16 protein-coding genes and 1 rRNA gene are annotated in these 20,594 nt (G+C 65.8%); 8 read left to right on the top strand and 9 right to left on the bottom strand.

The genetic code is table 11. The annotated features are described in order from the left end of the window. Window positions 1-254: 254 nt before the first annotated feature. Both rrf and DIE11_RS32730 read left to right on the top strand, forming a co-directional pair. Window positions 255-367 (top strand): 5S ribosomal RNA (gene rrf, locus DIE11_RS32735). 403 nt (window positions 368-770) lie between these two features. Further along, window positions 771-2,195, top strand: a complete 1,425-nt coding sequence (locus DIE11_RS32730) for a DHA2 family efflux MFS transporter permease subunit (RefSeq protein ID WP_124629507.1) — start codon at window positions 771-773, stop codon at window positions 2,193-2,195. 261 nt (window positions 2,196-2,456) lie between these two features. Here DIE11_RS32730 and DIE11_RS32725 read toward each other — a convergent pair whose 3' ends face one another. The 3 genes from DIE11_RS32725 to DIE11_RS32715 all read right to left on the bottom strand — a co-directional run bounded on the left by DIE11_RS32725 (window position 2,457) and on the right by DIE11_RS32715 (window position 6,214). Then, window positions 2,457-3,200 carry a 2OG-Fe(II) oxygenase gene (locus tag DIE11_RS32725; RefSeq protein ID WP_124629506.1) on the bottom strand — a complete coding sequence of 248 codons (744 nt, stop codon included), beginning with the start codon at window positions 3,198-3,200 and terminating at the stop codon, window positions 2,457-2,459. A gap of 290 nt (window positions 3,201-3,490) precedes the next feature. Continuing rightward, a complete protein-coding gene (locus DIE11_RS32720) occupies window positions 3,491-5,083 on the bottom strand; it encodes an inorganic phosphate transporter (protein ID WP_124629505.1) in 1,593 nt (530 codons plus the stop codon). Between the two features lie 222 nt (window positions 5,084-5,305). After that, entirely contained in the window at window positions 5,306-6,214 is a 909-nt protein-coding gene (locus tag DIE11_RS32715) for a LysR family transcriptional regulator (protein ID WP_124629504.1), read from the bottom strand. A 127-nt stretch (window positions 6,215-6,341) separates the two neighbouring features. On the opposite strand from DIE11_RS32715, the gene metE reads away from it, so the two are divergent. Beyond that, window positions 6,342-8,636 (top strand): 5-methyltetrahydropteroyltriglutamate--homocysteine S-methyltransferase, encoded by a 2,295-nt coding sequence (metE, locus tag DIE11_RS32710; RefSeq protein WP_124629503.1) that lies wholly within the window; start codon window positions 6,342-6,344, stop codon window positions 8,634-8,636. A 159-nt stretch (window positions 8,637-8,795) separates the two neighbouring features. Here metE and DIE11_RS32705 read toward each other — a convergent pair whose 3' ends face one another. Beyond that, window positions 8,796-10,121, bottom strand: a complete 1,326-nt coding sequence (locus tag DIE11_RS32705) for an MFS transporter (protein WP_124629502.1) — start codon at window positions 10,119-10,121, stop codon at window positions 8,796-8,798. Window positions 10,122-10,174: 53 nt separating this feature from the next. Further along, entirely contained in the window at window positions 10,175-11,131 is a 957-nt protein-coding gene (gene speB, locus DIE11_RS32700) for an agmatinase (RefSeq protein ID WP_124629501.1), read from the bottom strand. Between the two features lie 139 nt (window positions 11,132-11,270). Between speB and DIE11_RS32695 the strand changes: the two genes are divergently transcribed. Continuing rightward, a complete protein-coding gene (locus DIE11_RS32695; RefSeq protein WP_124629500.1) occupies window positions 11,271-12,182 on the top strand; it encodes a LysR family transcriptional regulator in 912 nt (303 codons plus the stop codon). Window positions 12,183-12,250: 68 nt separating this feature from the next. On the opposite strand, the gene DIE11_RS32690 is transcribed toward DIE11_RS32695, so the two are convergent. Then, window positions 12,251-12,715, bottom strand: a complete 465-nt coding sequence (locus tag DIE11_RS32690; protein ID WP_044848788.1) for an Lrp/AsnC family transcriptional regulator — start codon at window positions 12,713-12,715, stop codon at window positions 12,251-12,253. 134 nt (window positions 12,716-12,849) lie between these two features. Between DIE11_RS32690 and DIE11_RS32685 the strand changes: the two genes are divergently transcribed. From DIE11_RS32685 to DIE11_RS32675, 3 genes are all read left to right on the top strand, one after another. Continuing rightward, window positions 12,850-13,473, top strand: a complete 624-nt coding sequence (locus DIE11_RS32685) for a LysE family translocator (protein WP_059598733.1) — start codon at window positions 12,850-12,852, stop codon at window positions 13,471-13,473. A gap of 242 nt (window positions 13,474-13,715) precedes the next feature. Further along, window positions 13,716-15,308, top strand: a complete 1,593-nt coding sequence (locus tag DIE11_RS32680) for a protease pro-enzyme activation domain-containing protein (RefSeq protein WP_124629499.1) — start codon at window positions 13,716-13,718, stop codon at window positions 15,306-15,308. A 75-nt stretch (window positions 15,309-15,383) separates the two neighbouring features. Then, the gene (locus DIE11_RS32675; RefSeq protein WP_124629498.1) at window positions 15,384-17,060 is read left to right on the top strand and encodes a S10 family peptidase; all 1,677 of its coding nucleotides are present in this window, start codon (window positions 15,384-15,386) and stop codon (window positions 17,058-17,060) included. 79 nt (window positions 17,061-17,139) lie between these two features. Here the strand turns inward: DIE11_RS32675 and nadE are convergent, their stop codons facing one another. The 3 genes from nadE to DIE11_RS32660 form a co-directional block, all read right to left on the bottom strand. Further along, window positions 17,140-17,988, bottom strand: coding sequence for an ammonia-dependent NAD(+) synthetase (gene nadE / locus DIE11_RS32670; protein ID WP_124629497.1), 849 nt, complete (start codon window positions 17,986-17,988; stop codon window positions 17,140-17,142). Between the two features lie 231 nt (window positions 17,989-18,219). Further along, on the bottom strand, window positions 18,220-19,089 hold the full coding sequence (locus DIE11_RS32665) for a DMT family transporter (protein WP_059598729.1): 870 nt from the start codon (window positions 19,087-19,089) through the stop codon (window positions 18,220-18,222). A gap of 253 nt (window positions 19,090-19,342) precedes the next feature. Then, window positions 19,343-19,528 (bottom strand): hypothetical protein, encoded by a 186-nt coding sequence (locus tag DIE11_RS32660; RefSeq protein WP_006752380.1) that lies wholly within the window; start codon window positions 19,526-19,528, stop codon window positions 19,343-19,345. Between the two features lie 205 nt (window positions 19,529-19,733). Between DIE11_RS32660 and DIE11_RS32655 the strand changes: the two genes are divergently transcribed. Next, window positions 19,734-20,492, top strand: coding sequence for a DeoR/GlpR family DNA-binding transcription regulator (locus DIE11_RS32655; RefSeq protein WP_059598728.1), 759 nt, complete (start codon window positions 19,734-19,736; stop codon window positions 20,490-20,492). Window positions 20,493-20,594 lie beyond the last annotated feature (102 nt).

Genomic DNA, 20,594 nt, shown 5'->3' with positions numbered 1-20,594 from the left:
TCAGGTGTGTAAGCGCAGTAATGCGTTCAGCTAACTGATACTAATTGCCCGTAAGGCTTGATCCTATAACAAGTCTGTTTCGACAGTCGTTAGCGCTTCAGCGCTTTACGAATGTCGAACGTCGAGTGCAAGGCACTCGACGTACAGCGGTTGAACTACCGCGTATGTGTGAGATACAACCTCACAACCCAACGAAATTACTGCTTCTTCCCAGATTGGTTCTGTTGGCCACGCCAGCAGAACAACCCTCTTTGCCTGATGACCATAGCGAGTCGGTCCCACCCCTTCCCATCCCGAACAGGACCGTGAAACGACTCTACGCCGATGATAGTGCGGATTCCCGTGTGAAAGTAGGTAATCGTCAGGCTCCCTAAGCCAGAAACCCCCGCCCGACAAGGCGGGGGTTTTTGCATTTGAGCAGCGAAAATACGAGCGGAATGGCGAGTGCAAGGCGGTTGGAGCTGGCATTGTGATGGCCGATGATGAGCGACATTGATCGATGATCGTCGAAAAATGTCACTTTCTGGCAAAATGCGCCCGAATTGATGTTCCCGTCCCTCGACGTGTCATGCCGACCTGATCGCGTACGCCATTCGGTGACTGCAGCACGATATCGTCATAAAAATCTATGCGCATAAAGTCCATTCGCGCATGCCCGGCAGAGCAGACCAGCAGCCCCTCAGGGTAATATCACCATCCATCCCGATTCCTGGCGTTCATCTGCATAGCCGGCACTCGGTGTCCTTCGTATTTCGTTTCCCGCACCATTCATGATTAATAGCCCTGCCCACCGTGGTAGGACGACCGACTTCTTGCCGTATCTGGTCGCTGCAACGTTCTTCATGGAGTATCTCGACACGACCGTGATCGCGACCGCGCTGCCTCAGATGGCACGCTCGTTCGGCGTCGGTCCGAACGCGCTCAGCCTCGGGATAACGGCCTATATGCTGGCGCTCGCGGTGTTCATCCCGATCAGCGGCTGGATTGCGGATCGTTACGGCTCGCGCACGGTGTTTGCCACCGCCATCTTCGTATTTACCGGCGCGTCGGTGCTGTGCGGGCTGTCCGAGGGCGTGATGACGTTTACGGCCGCGCGCCTGCTGCAGGGCGTCGGCGGGGCGATGATGGTGCCGGTCGGACGGCTGATCGTCGTTCGCAGCACTGAGAAGGCCGAGCTGATGCGCGCAATCGCGACGATCACGTGGCCGGGCATCGTCGCGCCGGTTGTCGGGCCGCCCGTCGGCGGCTTCATCACGACCTACGCGTCATGGCGATGGATCTTCCTGCTGAATGTCCCGTTCGGCATTGTTGCGCTCGTCTGTACCTGGCTGATCGTCCGGAACACACGTGCCGACGAGCAACGACCGCTCGACTGGGTCGGCTTCGTGCTGGGAGGCGCTGCGCTGACCTGTCTGCTGATCGGTACCGAAGCGGCTGGCCAGCAGGACGTCGACTTCACGTGCGCGGGTATTCTGGTGGGCGCGAGCGTGCTGTTCGGCATCGCCGTGTGGATGCACGGGCAACGCTGTGCGCATCCGCTGCTCGATTTCTCGACGCTGAAAGTGCCGACATTCTCGGTGACGGTGATCACCGGCTCCATCACGCGGATGGCGATCAACGCCGTGCCGTATTTGCTGCCGCTGCTGTTCCAGATCGGCTTCGGGCTGTCGCCATTCCAGTCCGGCCTGCTGCTGCTCGCGAGCGCGCTTGGCAATCTTGGGATGAAGGCGGGAACGTCGTGGATCCTCGACCGATTCGGTTTCCGGCACGTTGCGCTCGTCGACGTGACGATCGCAGGTCTCTTCACGATCGCGTGTGGCTGGCTGACAGCGTCGACGCCGCTGGCGGTCACGCTGTTCGTCGTATTCGTCTACGGGCTCACGCGGTCGATGCAGTTCACGACGCTCGCGACGCTGGCATATGCGGACATTCCGGCTCGACAGACGAGCGCGGCCAGCACGCTGTGGAGCGCGGCGCAGCAGATGACGATCGGGATGGGGATTGCATTCGGTGCGTTGTCGCTGCGGTTGGCGGCGTTGGTGCGTGGCGACGCGGCCGGCAGGCATTACGTGCTCGACGATTTTCGCTGGGCGTTCGTTGCGGCGGGCGTGCTCGCGCTGCTGACGTTGCCCGGCTATGCCCGGCTGGCTTCCAATGCTGGCGATCACCTCCGGGCAAATGCGGCCAGCAGGTAAGCAGGATTTCTCATTGCATTGGCGTCGCGACGGGTGTGGGCTTCAGATTATTGAAGCTCACTCGAAACGTCGATCCGTCATGGCGACGATCGTCTGAAGTGCAGTGCGCCCCGTCGCCCGTTACCACCAATGATGCGCAGACCGTGCGGTGGCGGCACGGCACAACACAACGATCCTTGCGCAATGATGCGCGGTGCCTGTTGCGCCAACTCATCCGCATGCCGAATGGCGAGACAACATCACGTTGCACCCCGCAGGCCGTCACTGTGCGTCATGGAAGATGATGCCGACCGTGTGGCGGTGGCCGCTTCGGATTCTGCTCACGCCATGGCGCAGGTTGACGCGATAGACGCCGCGCGTTCCCTGCACGGGCCTGCCGTGGACGGCGAAGAACACCGCATCGCCTTGCGTCAGCGGCACCACTTCCGCGCGTGACTGCATGCGTGGTCGCTGTTCCGTCAACACGAACTCGCCGCCCGTGAAATCCCGACCAGGTACCGACAGCAGGATGGCGACCTGAAGCGGAAAGACATGCTCGCCGTACAGGTCCTGATGGAGGCAATTGTAGTCGTCGGGACCGTATTGCAGGATCAGCGGCGTCGGTCGTGTCTGTCCCGCCGCGTGGCAGCGATCGAGGAATGTCCGGTGCTCTTTCGGATAGCGGACGTCGATCCCGAGTGCCTGGTTCCAGCGATTGGCGATCGGCGCAAGATGCGGGTAGAGCGTCATGCGTAGCGCGGCGACGACGCCAGGCAGCGGATACGCGAAGTACTTGTATTCGCCGCGCCCGAAGCCGTGCCGTGCCATCACGATGCGCGAACGATAGAGCGCATCCCGCGGATAGAGCGAGGCGAGCGCATCGCACTCGCTTGCGGAGATCAGGCCCGGTACTCGCGCACATCCGTAGCGACCGAGCTCGACATCGACGGTCGGCCAGTCGATTGTATCGACGCGTTGCGCGATGTCCGTCGATTCGACGGCAGGTTGCAGATTGGCGATATTCACGGGCGTACCTCGGTTCGTCAGCCATGTGGCGCCGTACGCTCGCGCGGAATATTCGCAAGCGTCGCATGCACGGTTGAAGCCACGATGAAAGTTGATGAACCCAGTCTAGCGGCGTCCGTGTGCCGGCACGCTCCAGATCTTGCGCTTCAATCTGGAAAGGCCGAAAAGGCAGGGACGTGGCACGAACCCATCGAATGCCGAGAAGTGTCGAAGCGGAAAAGCGGAGAAGCGACGGCGAAATCTTCCACGGCAGGCGACCGGCTCTCACCGGCCACCCACCGTTTGCCCGATCACGCCACTGACCGGAACAACCAGTAGAGTCCGCCTGCCAGCACGATCGACGCGGGCAGCGTCAGCACCCACGCGAGCACGAGGCTGCGCACCGTGCTCCACTGCAGCCCTGATCCGTTCGCGGCCATCGTGCCCGCGACGCCAGACGACAGCACGTGCGTCGTCGACACGGGTAGCCCGTACACGTCGGCGGCACCGATCGTCAGCATCGCGACGAGTTCGGCCGACGCACCCTGCCCATACGTCAAATGCTGCTTGCCGATCTTCTCGCCGACGGTCACGACGATCCGCTTCCAGCCGACCATCGTGCCGAGGCCAAGTGCGATGGCGACGGCGACTTTCACCCACGTCGGAATGAACTTGGTCGCGTGGTCGAGTTGCTTGCGATAGTTGTCGATGGCGAGCTTGTCGTCGGCGGTGAGCGCGGGCTGCCCCGACTTCTCGATCAGGCGAATCGCTTCGGATACCAGATACATCGTGTTGCGTACGTTGTCGACGTCGCGTTGCGGCACCGCCGCCATCGACCCCGACGTGCCGACTGCGGTCGCGAGCAACGTGGACAGCTGTTGCACGGCAGGCAGCACGGCGGGCGTCAGTTCACGATGCTGCACGTAGTGTTCGACGTCGGCGCGCGGGTTCGCGGACGGCGCGACGCCGTTCGTATACTTCCCGAACGTCGCGGCAGCCTGGTTCGCGACGGCGACGAACGTCTGCGTTTCGGCTGGCGTGACGGCCTTGTTCAGCGCATACGCGGTCGGCACGGTGCCGATCAGGATCAGCATGATGAGGCCCATCCCTTTCTGCCCGTCGTTCGATCCGTGCGCGAACGACACGCCCGTGCAGGTCAAGATCAGCAGGCAGCGAATCCAGAACGGCGGCGGCTGATCCTTCGGCGGCTCCTTGTACAGATCGGGAATCCGCACGAGCGCCTTCAGCACGAGCAGCAGCAGTGCCGCGCACAGGAAGCCGACGATCGGCGAGAACAGCAGCGACTTGCCGACACCGAGCGCCTGGCCCCAGTCGACGCCGCTTGTGCCGGACGGCCCGTGCATCAGCTGGTTCATCAGACCGACGCCGATGATCGACCCGATCAGCGTATGCGAGCTCGACGACGGTAGCCCGAAATACCAGGTCGCGAGATTCCACATGATTGCGGCGATCAGCAGCGCGAACACCATCGCGAAGCCCGCGCCGCTACCGACCTGCAGGATCAGTTCGACCGGCAGCAACTGCAGGATGCCGAACGCGACGGCGCCGCTCGAGACCATCACGCCGAGGAAGTTCCACATCCCGGACCAGATCACCGCGACGTTGGGCGTCAGCGAGTGGGTATAGATCACGGTGGCCACCGCGTTCGCGGTGTCGTGGAAGCCGTTGACGAATTCGAAGCCGAGCGCGATCAGCAGCGCGGCGCCGAGCATGAGGTACGGGAACAGCGACCCTTCGCGGACCGGCGACAGGTCGGCGATCAGGTGAGTGGCGATATACGCGGCGCCGAATGCGAGCACCAGCAGGAACACGGCATAGCCGACCTGCCTGGTGCGTTCGACTGAACCCGAATTGTTCGGCGCGGACGAAGCAGGATGATTCATGACGGCATCTCGTAAAGGAACCGCGTCCGATCCTAGCTTTCGCTAGCAGTCAGTTTGATGACAGTACGGATGGCGAATCATGGTCTTACGGATGTGTAAGGGGCGGTGCCGTAACGTCGTGACGCAACATGTCGTGCACGGCTCGCGTCGTCGTCCATATAGTGAACACGAGCCTGCGCACCGACATGCGGACTGCCGGAAGTGCATAGTGTGCGAACGCGGCTAGCGCCGCATGCGTGGCGCACTCCACGTCGATTCGCGCGCCAGCGCGACGAATGCGGCCAAATAGTCGATCGACGCATCCGCCTCGCGGATGCCGAGGAAGATCTGTTTCGCAATGCCCTTCTTGCCGAGCTTGACCGGCACGACCGGCATCCGGTCCGCGTATTCATCCGCAAGCCACCTGGGCAGCGCGGCCACGCCCCGGCCGCTCGCCACCATCTGCAGCATGATGTCGGTCGTCTCGATCGACTTGTGGCGCCGCGGCACGATGCCGGCTGGCGTCAGGAACTGGTTGTAGATGTCGAGCCGGTCGGTTTCGACCGGATAGGTGATCAGGACCTCGTCGGTCAGCTGCTCGGGCGTCACGTAGTCGGCGTTCGCGAACCGATGCGCATCCGCGACCACGAGCACCTGCTCGTAATCGAACACGGGATCGAAGCGCAGCCCCGGCTTGTTGAGCGGGTCGGGCGTCACGAGCACGTCGATGTCATGGCCGAACAGCGCGCCGATGCCGCCGAACTGGAAGCGCTGCTTCACGTCCACGTCGACGTCCGGCCAGCGCGACAGGTACGGCGACACGACCTTCAGCAGCCACTGGTAGCACGGATGGCACTCCATCCCGATGCGCAGCGTGCCGCGCTCGCCCTTCGCGTACTGCTTCATCCGCTCCTCGGCGAGTTCGAACTGCGGCAGCAGCCGGTTCGCCAGCTTCAGCAGATACTGCCCGCCCTGCGTGAGCCGCAGGCCGCGTCCTTCCCGGTCCCAGATCGGCGTACCGAGCTGCTGCTCGATTTTCCGGACGGTATGGCTGAGCGCCGATTGCGTGAGATGCAGCGCATTGGCGGCCGCGGTCAGCGAGCCCTGGCGCTCGACTTCGCGGATCACGACGAGATGGAATCGTTCCAGCATGGAGATCGTTCACCCAACAGATACATGAACAACTTTAATGGATGAATGAAATAATGCCATTTTATTTCATGGGATGAAATCCCTATGATGGCTGCCGGATCTTCAATTTCTTCTGGATGGCAGCTTCATGGTTACGACACACAACCTCGGTTTTCCGCGCATCGGCGCGAAGCGCGAACTCAAGTTCGGTCTCGAACGCTACTGGAAGGGCGAATCGTCGCGCGATGAACTGAAGGCCCTCGGCGCCGAACTTCGCCAACGCCACTGGAACGACCAGCGCGACCTCGATCTCGTACCGATCGGCGATTTCGCGTTCTACGATCAGGTGCTCGACATGAGTTTCACGCTCGGCAACTTGCCGAAGCGCGTGCAGGACTTCCATGGCGACGCGCTCGACAACTATTTCCGCGTCGCGCGCGGCCGTTCGGCGCAGTCGGCGGAAGAACACGCGGCATGCTGCGGCGGTGTCGCCGCCGGTGAAATGACGAAGTGGTTCGACACGAACTATCACTACATCGTGCCGGAGTTCCACGCGGACACGAACTTCTCGCTCGATCCGTCGCGCCTGCTCCAGCAACTGGCGCAAGCGCAGGCGCAGGGCGTCGCCGCGAAGCCGGTGATTCTCGGCCCCGTCACGTATCTGTGGCTCGGCAAGGCGAAGGACGATTCCGATCGCCTTGCGCTGCTGCCGAAGCTGCTGCCGGTATATGGCGCGCTGCTCGATACGCTGACCGCGCAGGGTGTCGAATGGGTGCAGATCGACGAACCGATCCTCGTCACCGAGCTCGACGCCGAATGGCGCCTGGCGCTGCGCACCGCGTACGACACGCTCGAGACGCGCCGCATCAAGCTGCTGCTCGCGACGTACTTCGGCCAGCTTCAGGACAACCTGACGCTCGCGGCCTCGCTGCCGGTCGACGGCCTGCATATCGATGCGATCAACGCCCGCGACGAAATCGACGCGCTCGTGCGCGAACTGCCGGCCGACCGCATCCTGTCGGTGGGCGTGATCAACGGCCGCAACATCTGGAAGACGGACCTGAACGCGACGCTCGACTGGCTCGAACCGCTCGCGAAGCAACTGGGCGACCGCTTGTGGCTCGCACCGTCGTGCTCGCTGCTGCATGTGCCGGTCGATCTCGCGAGCGAGGAGAAGCTCGACCCGGAGATCCGTGCATGGCTTGCGTTCGCGCTGCAGAAACTCGACGAACTGAAGGTGCTCGCGACCGCGCTGAACGAAGGCCGCGACAAGGTGGCCGACGCGCTCACCGCGAACGCCGCCGCGATCGAATCGCGCCGTCGCTCGCCGCGCGTGAACAACCCGGCGGTGAAGTCCGCGATCGCCCGCATCGACGCGCAACTCGGCAACCGCGCGAGCCCGTACACGCAGCGCGCGCCGAAACAGTCGGCGCGCCTGAATCTGCCGGCGTTCCCGACGACGACGATTGGCTCGTTTCCGCAGACGGCCGAGATTCGCCTGGCGCGTAGCCAGTTCAAGGCGGGCGCGCTGGATGAAGCCGGCTACCGCAAGGCGATGCAGGCGGAAATCGAGCGCAGCGTGCGCGAGCAGGAGTCGCTCGAGCTCGACGTGCTGGTGCACGGTGAAGCCGAACGCAACGACATGGTCGAATACTTCGGCGAGCAGCTCGACGGCTATGTCTTCAGCCAGTTCGGCTGGGTGCAGTCGTACGGTTCGCGCTGCGTGAAGCCGCCGATCCTGTTCGGCGACATCAGCCGCCCGAAGGCGATGACGGTCGAATGGATCGCGTATGCGCAGTCGCTGACGAGCAAGCCGATGAAGGGCATGCTGACCGGCCCGGTGACGATCCTGAACTGGTCGTTCGTGCGCGACGACCAGCCGCGTTCGGTGTCGTGCTACCAGCTCGCGCTGGCGATCCGCGACGAAGTGCTCGATCTCGAGAAGGCCGGCGTGCGCGTGATCCAGATCGACGAGGCCGCGCTGCGCGAAGGGCTGCCGCTGCGCCGCGCGCAATGGGGCGAGTACCTGCAGTGGGCGGTCGAGTCGTTCCGCATCGCCGCGAACGGCGTGCAGGACGATACGCAGATCCATACGCACATGTGCTATTCGGAGTTCAACGACATCATCGCGTCGATCGCCGACATGGACGCGGACGTGATCACGATCGAGACGTCGCGCTCGGACATGGAGCTGCTCGACGCGTTCGACAGCTTCAGGTATCCGAACGAGATCGGGCCGGGCGTGTACGACATCCACTCGCCGAACATCCCGACGCAGGATCACATCGTCGGCCTGATGAAGAAGGCGGCCGAGCGGATTCCGGCGGAGCGCCTGTGGGTGAACCCGGACTGCGGGCTGAAGACGCGCCAGTGGGCGGAAGTGATTCCGGCGCTGACGAACATGGTCGCCGCCGCGAAGACGCTGCGCAGCCAGGTGCGATAACGCGCGAACGCTGGGTGTACGCCGTCGCGATCGACGATCGGATGGCAACAAGCGGCCCGCATGTGTGGGCCGCTTGTTCGGCGGGGTGGGGACGTTGCGGCGTACCGCGGTACGCGCACCGCAAGCGGGCAGGCGATGCCGCCTGCTCGCTGCGTGAGGTTACGCGGTGCGTGCGCCGCTCGGCAGCGCTTCGTCCGACTTGCCGGGCGCGCCGGCATCGTCGATGCTGACGCGGCGCGAGATCAGCCACACGCACACCGACGACAACACGGCGGCGCTCGTATACTGGATCGCGAGCGGCCACCATTGCGGCGCGGTGTTTTGTGCGATCAGCGTGGCGACGAGCGGCGTGAGACCGCCGGCGATCGCGCCGCACACTTGGTACGCGATCGAGATCGCCGTGTAGCGGATGCGCGCGATGAAGATGCCGCTGACGAAACCTGCGACCACCGAGTAGTAGCCCGATTCCGCGAGCGTCGCGAGGCCGACGCCGACGGTGATCGACAGCGGCGTGCCCATGTGCACGAGGGGCAGCATCACGAACGGTACGATCGCGGCCCAGGCGCCGGTGATCAGCAGCACGCGCGTCGTGCCGAAGCGCTGCGCGATGAACGCGGCCGCGAGCTGCACGACGAACTGCAGTACGGCGACGATCGTCATGCAATGCAGCACCATCGACCGGTCGAGCGACAGGAACTGCGTCGCATAGCTGATCATGAAGATGTTGCTGAAATACACGCCGGCGATCCCGTACACGTTCGCGCCGATCGCGAGCAGCAGCAGCGGCCAGTACTTGAGTGCCTCGCGCACCGGGTTCTGCGCGGTGTTGCCGCTCTTCCTGACTTCCTCGAACTCGGGCGACTCGGACACGCTCGCGCGGATCACGAAGCCGACCGCCAGCAGCACGGCGCTCGCGAGGAACGGCACGCGCCAGCCCCAGCTCATCATGTCGTCCTTCGACAGCGTGCTGATCGCGCCGAACGCGAGCATCGACAGGATCAGGCCGCTCGCGCTGCCGAGCTGCGCGAACGACGCGAAGAACGTGCGCTTGCCTTCGGGCGCATGCTCGCCGGCGAGCAGCACCGCGCCGCCCCATTCGCCGCCGACGGCGATACCTTGCAGCACGCGCATCAGAACCAGCAGGATCGGTGCGATCACGCCGGCTTGCGCATGGGTCGGCAGCAGGCCGATCGCGACCGTCGATACGGCCATCAGCATCAGCGTCGCGAGCAGCGAGCGCTTGCGGCCGAAGCGGTCTCCGAGATAGCCGAACATGACGCCGCCGAGCGGCCGCGCGAAGAAGCCGACCGCGAACGAGCCGAACGACGCGAGCAGGCTGACGAAACGGCTTTCGCCGGGAAAGAACAGCGGCCCGAACACGATGGCGGCGGCGGTCGCGTAGCTATAGAAGTCGTACCATTCGATCGTGGTGCCGACGAACGAAGCGAGCGCAGCCCGCTTCGGTTGCTTGATGGCAGTCCCCATCTGTTATGTGCTCCTCTGGAATCCTCTGATTTTGAATAGGTTGTGCGCCGGGATCAGTCGCGGTACGCGACGCCGGGCAGCACGCACAGCAACTCGTAGGCGAGGTTCGCGCCGAGCAGGGCGGTGGTGCCGAATGGGTCGTACGGCGGCGCGACTTCGACGAGATCACAACCGACGATATTCAGCCCCTTCGCGCCGCGGATGATCTCGAGCGCCTGCGGCACCGTGAGGCCGGCGATTTCCGGCGTGCCGGTGCCCGGTGCGTAGGCCGGGTCGATGCCGTCGATGTCGAAGGTGATGTAGACGGGCGTGTCGCCGATGCGCGCGCGCACTTCTTCCATCAACGGCGCGAGCGACTTGTTCCAGCATTCCTCGGCCTGGACCACGCGGAAGCCCTGCTCGCGGCACCAGTCGAAATCCTCGGCGGCGTAGCCGGTGCCGCGCAGGCCGATCTGCGTGACCTTGTCGCCATGCAGCAGGCCTTCCTCGACCGCGCGGCGGAACGGCGTGCCGTGCGCGATCTTTTCGCCCATCATCGTATCGTTCACGTCGGCGTGTGCATCGACGTGGATCAATGCAACCTTGCCGTGCTTGCGGTGGATCGCGCGCAGGATCGGCAGCGCGATCGTGTGGTCGCCGCCGAGCGTGATCGGCTTGCAGTCGTGCGCGAGAATCGCGTCGTACGCGGTCTCGATGCGCGCGATGGAATCGTGCAGGTTGTACGGGTTGATCGCGACGTCGCCGATGTCGGCGATCTGCAGCGAATCGAACGGCGCGGCGCGCGTGGCCATGTTGTAAGGGCGCAGCAGCACGGATTCCGTGCGGATCTGGCGCGGGCCGAAGCGTGCGCCGGTGCGATTGGAGGTGCCGAGGTCGAACGGCACGCCGACGAAACACGCGTCGAGGCCGGCAGCGCTCGTCACGTGCGGCAGGCGCATCATCGTCGCGATGCCGCCGCTGCGCGGCATTTCATTGCCGCCGAGCGGCTGGAAATGGGTGTGGTCGTTCATGGGCTTGTCTCTTCCGATGTGGGGTTGCCGTATCATTCGACGCGGCTTGGCGCATAGTTTTACGCGTCCGGCGGGAAAGAAGAATGCGAAGATATCGACGTAAACATCGATTTTCATCGATGTATGGAAGGGGAATAGCGTGCTGGGGAATCTGTCGACCCTCGATCTGCGGTTGATCCGCGTGTTTCTCGCGGTCACGGACGCGGGCGGCGTGTCGGCGGCGCAGGCGATGCTGAACGTCGGCCAGTCGACGATCAGCGCGCAACTGTCGTCGCTCGAGACGCGGCTCGGCTACCGGCTGTGCGAGCGTGGCCGCAGCGGCTTCCGGCTCACGCCGAAGGGCGAGCGGTTCCACGCGATGAGCCGCAAGCTGCTCGCCGCGCTCGACGAATTCGGGATGGCCGCGCGGCACATGGACCGCCAGCTGGTCGGTACGCTGAGTATCGGCCTGATCGGCCATACGCCGGTCAGCCAGAACGCGCGGATCGCGGAGGCGATCGCCGCGTTCCGCACACGCGACGAGGCCGTGCGCTTCTCGATCTCGGTGCGTGCGCCGGGCGATCTCGAGGAGAAACTGCTGAACGGCGAGATCCAGATCGCGGTTGGCTACTTCTGGCATCGCGTGCCGACGCTGCACTACACGCCGCTGTTCATCGAGCGGCAGGTCGCGTACTGCGGTCGCGGCCATCCGCTGTTCGAACGCGCTGGCGCGCTGACGCCGGCCGACGTCGCGGGATTCGAATGGGCCTGGCGCTCGTATCCGCTGCCGGAGGCGCAGATGTCGACGACGCCCGATCGCGTGAGCGCGACCGCAGACAACATGGAGGCGGTCGCGCTGCTGATCCTGTCAGGCCATAACCTCGGCTACCTGCCGCAGCACTTCGCGGCGCCGTATGTCGCGCAGGGGCTCCTCGCGCCGCTCAACCCGGATCGGCTGCATTACGAGGTCACGTTCCACATGGTCGTGGCGCGCGACGGGCGCGGCGATCCGCTCGTCGAGGCGTTCCTCGAGGATCTCGAACGCGCGCACCAGTCGCCCGACGTCGTGTGAGGCCGCGTGAGGTCGGACAACGCCGGCAATGTGGACGAGTGTCACGCCTGAGCGAGCCGCTGTCTGCATCACGGCACCGGCAACCCCGCATCGTGTTTCACCTCCCGCAACGACAGCGCCGATTCGATCGACGTGACGCCAGGCAGCATCCGCAGCGAGTCGCGCAGGAACGTGCCGTAGTCGTCGAGATCGCGCGCGACCACCTGCAGCAGGTAGTCGGCCGTGCCCGCGACGTTGTGGCACGCGAGGATCCGCTCGATGCCGAGCACTTCCCGTTCGAACCGGTCGGCGACCTTGCGATCGTGCGTCGCGAACCGAACCAGCACGAACGCGACGACGCCGAAGCCGAGCGCCTGGCGTGACAACTGCGCGCGGTAGCGCTCGATGTAGCCGTCGTTCTCGAGACGTTTCAGGCGCCGCGCGCACGGCGTTTCGGACAGGCCGACGGAATCGGCGAGACGCGCGATCGGCAGGCGGCCGTCGCGCTGCACCGCGGCGAGAATCGCGCGATCGGTTTTGTCGAGTTCGGTCATGTTGGCGGAAACCTTGTCTGGATTCCGTAATTGTGGCGGATTCCGCTATGAATCGCCAATCCTGAGCCAAAGATGGCCAGTAATCCCTCTACCTTCAGCGGCAACATATCGTCATTGAAGGACGGGGGCAGACCATGATTTCCACGCATTTGCTGTTGATTTATCTCGCCGCGCTGGCGGCCATCTACGCGGTGCCCGGGCCCGACATGGCGCTCGTGCTGCAGACCAGCATCGGCCGCGGCGTGCGCCCGGGCATGGCGGCGGCGGCCGGCCTTTCGCTGTCGCGCACCGCGCACGTGACGCTCTCCGCGTGCGGCGTCGCGGCGCTGATCCGCAGCGCGCCGTGGCTGTACGAGGCAATCCGTTACGGCGGCGCGCTTTATCTCGCGTACGTCGCGATCCAGGTGTTCCGCTCCCCGGTGTTCACACTCGGCGACGGTGACGAGGCGGCCCCGGGCGAACTGCGGCAGTCGTTCTTCAAGGGGCTGCTGACGAACTTGCTGAATCCGAAGGCGCTGCTGTTCTGCTCGGTGCTGCTGCCGCAGTTCGTGCGCCCCGAGGCCGGGCCCGTCGTGTGGCAGATGTTCGAGCTCGGCGCGCTGCTGGTCGCGGCCGGCGTGTGCTTCGACCTCGCATGCGTGCTCGGCGCGTCGCGCATCGCGGCGTGGATGCGCGCGCATCCGCTCGCGCAGACGGTCCAGCGCTGGACGTTTTCCGCTGCGCTCATCGGGTTCGCGCTGCGGCTGTCGATGGATTGAGCCGCATCGTCACATCGCTGCCGCTCGGCAGCGATGTGACGATCGACAGAGGCCGCGTGCAATGCCGGCCTTCGTGGCCATGCCCCGCCGCAGAAGGGCGTGCGCGCAAATCGTCTGACTGATCTAAACTCCCTTCAACTTCGCGCATTCGCGAACCGACTGACCGAACGGAACCGACTTCCGCCGGCCATGTCCGATTTCCTGGCTGTTCCGTGCAACGCGGTACCAAGGAGGGTCTGAACATGGCAAGGCATCTTCACGCCGACCGTGAACCCCGAATCGTCGCCGAGTCCAAGTGCCTCGGCCCGTGCGATCCGGCAGAACGCATCCACGTCACGATCATGTTGCGGCGGCAGGAAGAAGGGCAACTCGATACGTTGGTCCACCAGCTCGCCGCCGGCGACGCGCAAGCGAAACCGGTGTCGCGCGAAACCTTCGCGCAACGCTTTTCCGCCAATCCCGACGACATTCGCAAGGCCGAGGACTTCGCGCGTCACCACCAGCTGACGGTCGATCGCGTCGATCCCGTTGAAAGCGTCGTCGTCCTGTCCGGCACGATCCAGCAGTTCGAAGCCGCGTTCAGCGTCAAGCTCGAGCGCTTCGAGCATCAGTCGATCGGCCAGTATCGCGGCCGCTCCGGCCCGATCGCGCTGCCCGACGATCTCGGCGATGTCGTCACGGCCGTGCTCGGCCTCGACAGCCGCCCCCAGGCGCGGCCGCACTTCCGGCTGCGACCGCCGTTCAAGCCCGCACGCGGCGGCGCGGCGGGCGTCACGTTCACCCCGATCCAGCTGGCGTCGCTGTACGGCTTCCCGGCCGGCGACGGTGCCGGGCAGTGCATCGCGATCATCGAGCTCGGCGGTGGCTACCGCGCGGCCGACATCCAGCAGTATTTCCACGGGCTCGGCATCAAGACGCCGCCGACGCTCGTCGACGTGAACGTCGGCACCGGCCGCAACACACCGACCGGCGACCCGAGCGGCCCGGACGGCGAAGTCGCCCTCGACATCGAGATTGCCGGCGCAATCGCGCCGGCCGCGAAGATCGCCGTCTACTTCGCGCCGAACAGCGACGCGGGCTTCGTCCAGGCCGTCAACGCGGCCGTCAGCGACAGGACCAACAAACCGTCGGTGATCTCGATCAGCTGGGGCGGCCCGGAGGCGATCTGGCAGGCGCAATCCGCGCAGGCGTTCAACCGCGTGCTGCAGGCAGCGGCCGCGCAGGGCATCACGGTGTGCGCGGCATCCGGTGACAGCGGCTCGGGCGACGGGCTGCAGGACGGCGCCGATCACGTCGACTTCCCCGCATCGAGCCCGTATGTGCTCGGCTGCGGCGGCACGCAGCTCGATGCATTGCCCGGGCAGGGCATTCGCAGCGAGGTCACGTGGAACGACGAGGCGGCCGGCGGCGGCGCGGGCGGGGGCGGTGTCAGCACGCTGTTCGACCTGCCGGCGTGGCAGCAGGGGCTGACCGTCACGCGCGCCGATGGCAGCAGCGCACCGCTCGCGAAGCGCGGCGTGCCGGACGTCGCCGGCGATGCGTCGCCGCAGACGGGCTACGAAGTGTCGATCGCGGGCACGGCCACGGTGATGGGCGGCACGAGCGCGGTCGCGCCACTGTGGGCCGCGCTGATCGCACGGATCAATGCGGCGGGCGGTACGGCCGTCGGCTGGGTCAACCCGGTGCTGTACAAGAACCCGGGTGCGCTGCGCGACATCACGCACGGCTCGAACGGCGCGTATGCGGCCGCGCAGGGCTGGGATGCGTGCACGGGCCTCGGCAGCCCGAACGGCGCGCAGCTCGCGGCGATCCTGACGCGCAAGCCGTCGAGCTGACGGCCGCGGTACACGGCTTTTCGTATGGCGCGGGCTTCCGGCCCGCGCCTTTTTCTCACCTCCAGGAGCAGCACGATGGGCATCGATTCCGCATCTTCCGGCGGCGTGTATCCGCTGCATCACGGCGACCACAATTCGCATGGCGTGCCGCCGACCATCAATCCGGTCGCGCTGAGCCACGGCCGCGACCAGCCGTTCTTCGATCCGGTCGCGTACGGCAATGGCCCCGACGACTCGGTCACCGACACGACCGAAGCGGCTGCGATCACGCACCACACGATCCTGATCGACGGCAAGCGCCTCGCGTACACGGCGACAGCCGGCCATCTCGTGACGGTCGATCCGAGCAGTTCGCAGCCGGCCGCGAAGATCTTCTACGTCGCGTTCACGGCCGACGGCGCGAAGGAGGAAACGCGGCCCGTCACGTTCTTCTACAACGGCGGTCCCGGATCGTCGTCGGTGTTCGTGCTGCTCGGCTCGTTCGCGCCGAAGCGCATCAAGACCTCGATGCCGGGGTTCACGCCGCCTGCGCCGTACCAGATGGAAGACAATCCGGACAGCATGATCGACCACAGCGACCTGGTGTTCATCAACCCCGTCGGCACCGGCTATTCGGCGGCCGTCGCGCCGAACAAGAACCGCAACTTCTGGGGCGTCGACCAGGACGCGAATTCGCTGAAGCAGTTCATCAAGCGCTACCTGACGAAGAACAACCGCTGGAATTCGCCGAAATACCTGTTCGGCGAGTCGTACGGCACCGCGCGCAGCTGCGTGCTCGCGTACAAGCTGCACGAGGACGGCGTCGACCTGAACGGCATCACGCTGCAGTCGTCGATCCTCGACTACCGGCAGGCCGGCAACCCGGTCGGCGCGCTGCCGACCGCAGCGGCCGACGCGTGGTATCACAAGAAGCTCGGCGTCACGCCCGCGCCGACCGATCTCGGCACGTTCGTCGAGGAAGTCGCGCAGTTCGCGCGTACCGACTACCTGAGCGCACTGCGCAACGTGCCGCATGCCGATCCGGCCGCCGTACGGAAGCTGTCGGACTACACGGGCATCGACACCGCGACGCTGCAGACCTGGGGGCTCGACATCGCGGGCTACGACGCGCGTGGCAATTCGTTGTTCCTGACGACGCTGCTGCACGCGCAGGGGCTCGCGCTCGGTTCGTACGACGGCCGCGTGACCGGGATCTCGTCGGGCATCGCCGGCAAGATCGATCCGAACTCGGGCGGCAACGACCCGACGATGACGGCCGTGACGGGTGTCTACACGGCGATGTGGAACAGCTACCTGAACGAGCAGTTGAAGTTCACGTCGAATTCCGCGTTCACGGACCTGAACGACCAGGCATTCCAGAACTGGGACTTCAGCCATATCGATCCGACCGGCGCGCAGCAGGGCATCGATGCGAAGGGGAACGTGATCCTCTATACGGCCGGTGATCTCGCCGCGGTGATGGCGCTGAACGTCGACCTGAAGGTGCTGTCGGCGAACGGCCTCTACGATTTCGTCACGCCGTTCTACCAGACCGTGATCGACCTGCAGCAGATGCCGCTCGAGGATCAGAAAGTGCGGCAGAACCTGTCCGCGCGCTTTTATCCGTCGGGGCACATGGTGTATCTCGACGGCGGTTCGCGCACCGCGCTCAAACGCGATCTCGCGACGATGTACGACGCGACGGTCAGCGATACGGGCGCGCGGATGCGGATTCGCGCACTCCAAGCGAAGAAGACGGGCGGGCACGCGTAGCGTTGCCCGTCGTGCACGTGCCGCGCGTAACCGCCAGGTTCCGCGCGGCGCGGCAGGGTGTTGCGGCGACGGGGCCGGCTTACGCGGCCGGCCAGTCGAACGGCGTGTACGGCAGCGCGCGCTTGTGGCGCGAGCCGTCGTAGAAGCGCAGCACCGTTTCGTACACGCTGTCGGCCACGGGCTTGCCTTCGAGGAAATCGTCGATCTCGTCGTAGGTGACGCCATACGCGTGCTCGTCGGGGCGCAGCGGACGCAGTTCCTCGAGGTCGGCCGTCGGCACCTTCATCACGATCAGTTCGTCACCGCCAAGCGCGCGGGCGACCGCACGCACACGGCGCTTGCTCAGGCCGGCGAGCGGCAGCACGTCCGCGCCGCCATCGCCGAATTTCGTGAAGAAACCCATCAGCGATTCGGCCGCGTGGTCGGTGCCGATCACGATGCCGCGTCGCGCGCCGGCGACCGCGTACTGCGCGATCATGCGTTCGCGTGCCTTGATGTTGCCGTGCACGAAGTCCTGCTGTGCCGGGTTTTCGAACGCATGGCCGGAGGCGACGAGCGATGCGAGCATCGCGTCGGCGGCCGGCTTCACGTCGACCGTGAACGTCTCGTCCGCGCGCACGAATGCGAGCGCGCGCTGTGCATCGGCTTCGTCGTTCTGCACGCCGTTCGGCAAGCGCATCGCGATGAAGCGGGCGTCGTAGCCGTCGGCGCGCAGCCGTTCGACCGCCAGCTGCGCGAGCCGTCCAGCCGTCGAGGAATCGACGCCGCCGCTGATGCCGAGCACGTAGGTCCGCAGGCCGGTCGAACGAAGGTACTGCGCGAGGAAGTCGACGCGCCGGGCGATCTCGGCATGGACGTCGAAGTGCGGGGTGACGTTCAGTTCGGCGATGATCGCGCGTTGGCGGCTGGCGTAATCGGCGGATGTCATGGAGGGTGGTTCCGGAACGAAATGCAAGGCGCCCATCATAAGCGCAATCGCGGTCCGGCGCCGCGCCGGGCATGCGATCCGGCGACCGCGCGTTGCATTGGCGAGACGCGCTGCATCGTCATGGGGCAGCGCGCGGGGCGCGTCGACTCCGGCGTGCACGCGGATGCTTCGTTTCGATGCATGGAAGGGGCGCGGTGACGGACGCTTCCTGCTTTCGCTCGCTCGCTCGCGTCAGCGCCGCGCGAGCACGACGCCCGCCAGCGCGAGCCCGAAGCCGGCGAGCTGGACGGCCGCGAGCGTTTCGCCAAACAGCAGATAGCCCTGCAGGGCGGCGAGCGGCGGCGCGAGGAACAGCAACGACGTCGCGCGCGCGGCGTTGCCGCGCCGCAGCATCCACATCAGCATCGTGACCGCGCCGCCGGACAGGAACACGACGCCCCACACGAGCGATATCCACAGCGCCGGCGCGCCGATCCAGCGCGTTTCGTGCAGCAGCGCGACGAAGACGGCCGCGACGATCGCCGCGCCGAGGTTCTGCACGGCGACGGCCGTGCGCAGGTCGTTCTGCGCGAGCTTGCCCTTCTGATACAGCGAGCCGGCGGTGATCGAGCCGACCGACAGGATCGACACGGCCACGACGAACCACGCGGGCGCGGCGCCCGGTGGCGGCGCGACGCCGCCCGCGACCTTTGGCGCGAGCACGAGCGCGACGCCGGCGAGCCCGAGTGCCATCCCGAGCCAGCCGCGCGCGGGCAGGCGCTCGTTGAACAGCGGCACTGCGAGCACGGCGGTGGCGAGCGGCTGCAGCGCGCCGAGCAACGCCATCACGCCCGCATTCAGTCCCTGCGCGACGGCCCAGTAGCTGGCGCCGAGATAGACGCCTTGCAGCAGCGCGCCCGCGATCAGGTGGCGCGGCCATTCGCGGCGGGCCGGCCACGGCGCGCGCGCGGCGAGCGCCACCGCGCCGAACAGCACGGCCGTGCCGGCGAAACGTGCGAGCAGGAACAGGTTCGGATCGGCGTAGGGCTTGATTGCCCGTGCGACGATGAAGCCGGTGGACCACAGCGCGACGAACGCCGCGGCGACGAGCGAGTTAAACATGCGTGGCGGGCCGCGATACGGCCGGACGAATCGTGAAGTCGGCCAGTATCGGTCGAACCGGTGCCGCCGTCTTGTCGGATTCTGCACTTGCTCGTGGCGCGTGCGCGCTGCATGCGGTTGCCATGCGCGGCGCGTTGGCCGTGGGCGTGACGTGCCGCGAGCGCGGCGGCGCGCCGGCCATTCCGTTACCGGCCGGCCAGATGAAGGTGCTGCGGCATGAAAGCGCGCCGTGGCGCGCGGAAGGGACGGGCGATCAGTCGAGCGAGAACGTGTCGAGCGGCTGGTTCGCGCGCGCGTCGGTCGCGAAGCGCGCAGCGAGCTGTTCGTAAAGCCGGCGCGCCTCGTCGAGCGTCAGGTCGATCCAGTATGGATCGCCCGCTCCGTCGTTGAGTCGTTCTGGCGAAAACTGGATTTCGAGCACACTGCCTTTGCGATACATTCCCCAAGCCCCTTTATGGTTTGTCGTTCGGCGAAACGCAAAGTGTAGCAACCGCTTGCCGTGCCGATTCCCGCGCATCGGGCAATACAGAATTTCGCTTTCGTGAAACGCGACGACCGCCAGCCGCACCGCCGTCAAATGGCGGTCAAGCGGCCGTAATACAATGCTCGGCTTACCCATTACCAGTCGCCTCGGGCGCATTGCGATGCTGGCGGAACAACGTCATCAATACATTCTGTCGGAGCTCGGACGATCGGGCGCGCTGTCGGTAGCCGAACTCGTGCGCTCGCTCGACGTGTCGCGCGAGACGATCCGGCGCGACCTGAATGCGCTCGCGGCGCGCGGCCTGCTCGTGATGACGCATGGCGGCGCGCTGGCAGCGGACCGCCGCGAGCCGAGCCTGTCCGAGCGTGAAGCGGCGAACGCCGAAGCGAAGCGCACGATCGGGCGACGCGCGGCCGAATTCGTGCCCGACGACGCATCGGTGCTGATCGACTCGGGCAGCACGCCGCACGCGGTCGCGCTCGCGCTGGCCGACCGGCACCGGCTGTCGATCTACACGAACGACTGGCGCACGGCGTTCGTGCTCGCGCGGCGCAACGGCAATCGTGTGACGCTGCTCGGCGGCGAACTGTCCGACGACGAGGACGCGACGTTCGGGCTCGATACGATCCAGCAACTCGCGCAATACCATGTCGATTTCGCGTTCGTCGGCGCGGGCGGCATCACGGCCGACGGCGACTGCACTGACTACTCGCGGCTCGCGGCCGAAGTGCGCAGCCGGATGATCGCGGCCGCCGGCACGGCGATCATCGTTGCCGACCATTCGAAGTTCGGCCGCGTGACGCCGGTGCGGATCAACGGCACGTCGGCCGCGCGCTACCTCGTCACCGAGCGCGCGCCGGACAAGGCCGTGCGCCGCGCGCTGACCGCACGCGGCATCGAGCTGCTCGTGTGCGACTGACGCGCGTCCGACATACAAGGTTCATCGAACCGTCATCGCACGGGAAGAACCACCGTCAACACTGACTCATTCATCTCGACCGGGCCGCCCGGCAGGAGCAAC

The sequence above is a fragment of the Burkholderia sp. Bp9012 genome, from assembly GCF_003853825.1.
In the GTDB taxonomy this organism is placed as follows: Bacteria; Pseudomonadota; Gammaproteobacteria; order Burkholderiales; family Burkholderiaceae; genus Burkholderia; species Burkholderia diffusa.
The sequence above is the reverse complement of the archived record's forward strand: the minus strand, read 5'-3'. Positions and strand labels throughout refer to the sequence as shown.

Excerpts from the sequence above, each read along its gene's own strand:
- DIE11_RS32730 (WP_124629507.1), top strand. The coding sequence starts at position 771 with ATGATTAATAGCCCTGCCCACCGTGGTAGGACGACCGACTTCTTGCCG.
- DIE11_RS32720 (WP_124629505.1), bottom strand. The coding sequence starts at position 5,083 with ATGAATCATCCTGCTTCGTCCGCGCCGAACAATTCGGGTTCAGTCGAA.
- DIE11_RS32715 (WP_124629504.1), bottom strand. The coding sequence starts at position 6,214 with ATGCTGGAACGATTCCATCTCGTCGTGATCCGCGAAGTCGAGCGCCAG.
- metE (WP_124629503.1), top strand. The coding sequence starts at position 6,342 with ATGGTTACGACACACAACCTCGGTTTTCCGCGCATCGGCGCGAAGCGC.
- DIE11_RS32705 (WP_124629502.1), bottom strand. The coding sequence starts at position 10,121 with ATGGGGACTGCCATCAAGCAACCGAAGCGGGCTGCGCTCGCTTCGTTC.
- speB (WP_124629501.1), bottom strand. The coding sequence starts at position 11,131 with ATGAACGACCACACCCATTTCCAGCCGCTCGGCGGCAATGAAATGCCG.
- DIE11_RS32690 (WP_044848788.1), bottom strand. The coding sequence starts at position 12,715 with ATGACCGAACTCGACAAAACCGATCGCGCGATTCTCGCCGCGGTGCAG.
- DIE11_RS32685 (WP_059598733.1), top strand. The coding sequence starts at position 12,850 with ATGATTTCCACGCATTTGCTGTTGATTTATCTCGCCGCGCTGGCGGCC.
- DIE11_RS32680 (WP_124629499.1), top strand. The coding sequence starts at position 13,716 with ATGGCAAGGCATCTTCACGCCGACCGTGAACCCCGAATCGTCGCCGAG.
- DIE11_RS32675 (WP_124629498.1), top strand. The coding sequence starts at position 15,384 with ATGGGCATCGATTCCGCATCTTCCGGCGGCGTGTATCCGCTGCATCAC.
- nadE (WP_124629497.1), bottom strand. The coding sequence starts at position 17,988 with ATGACATCCGCCGATTACGCCAGCCGCCAACGCGCGATCATCGCCGAA.
- DIE11_RS32665 (WP_059598729.1), bottom strand. The coding sequence starts at position 19,089 with ATGTTTAACTCGCTCGTCGCCGCGGCGTTCGTCGCGCTGTGGTCCACC.
- DIE11_RS32660 (WP_006752380.1), bottom strand. The coding sequence starts at position 19,528 with ATGTATCGCAAAGGCAGTGTGCTCGAAATCCAGTTTTCGCCAGAACGA.
- DIE11_RS32655 (WP_059598728.1), top strand. The coding sequence starts at position 19,734 with ATGCTGGCGGAACAACGTCATCAATACATTCTGTCGGAGCTCGGACGA.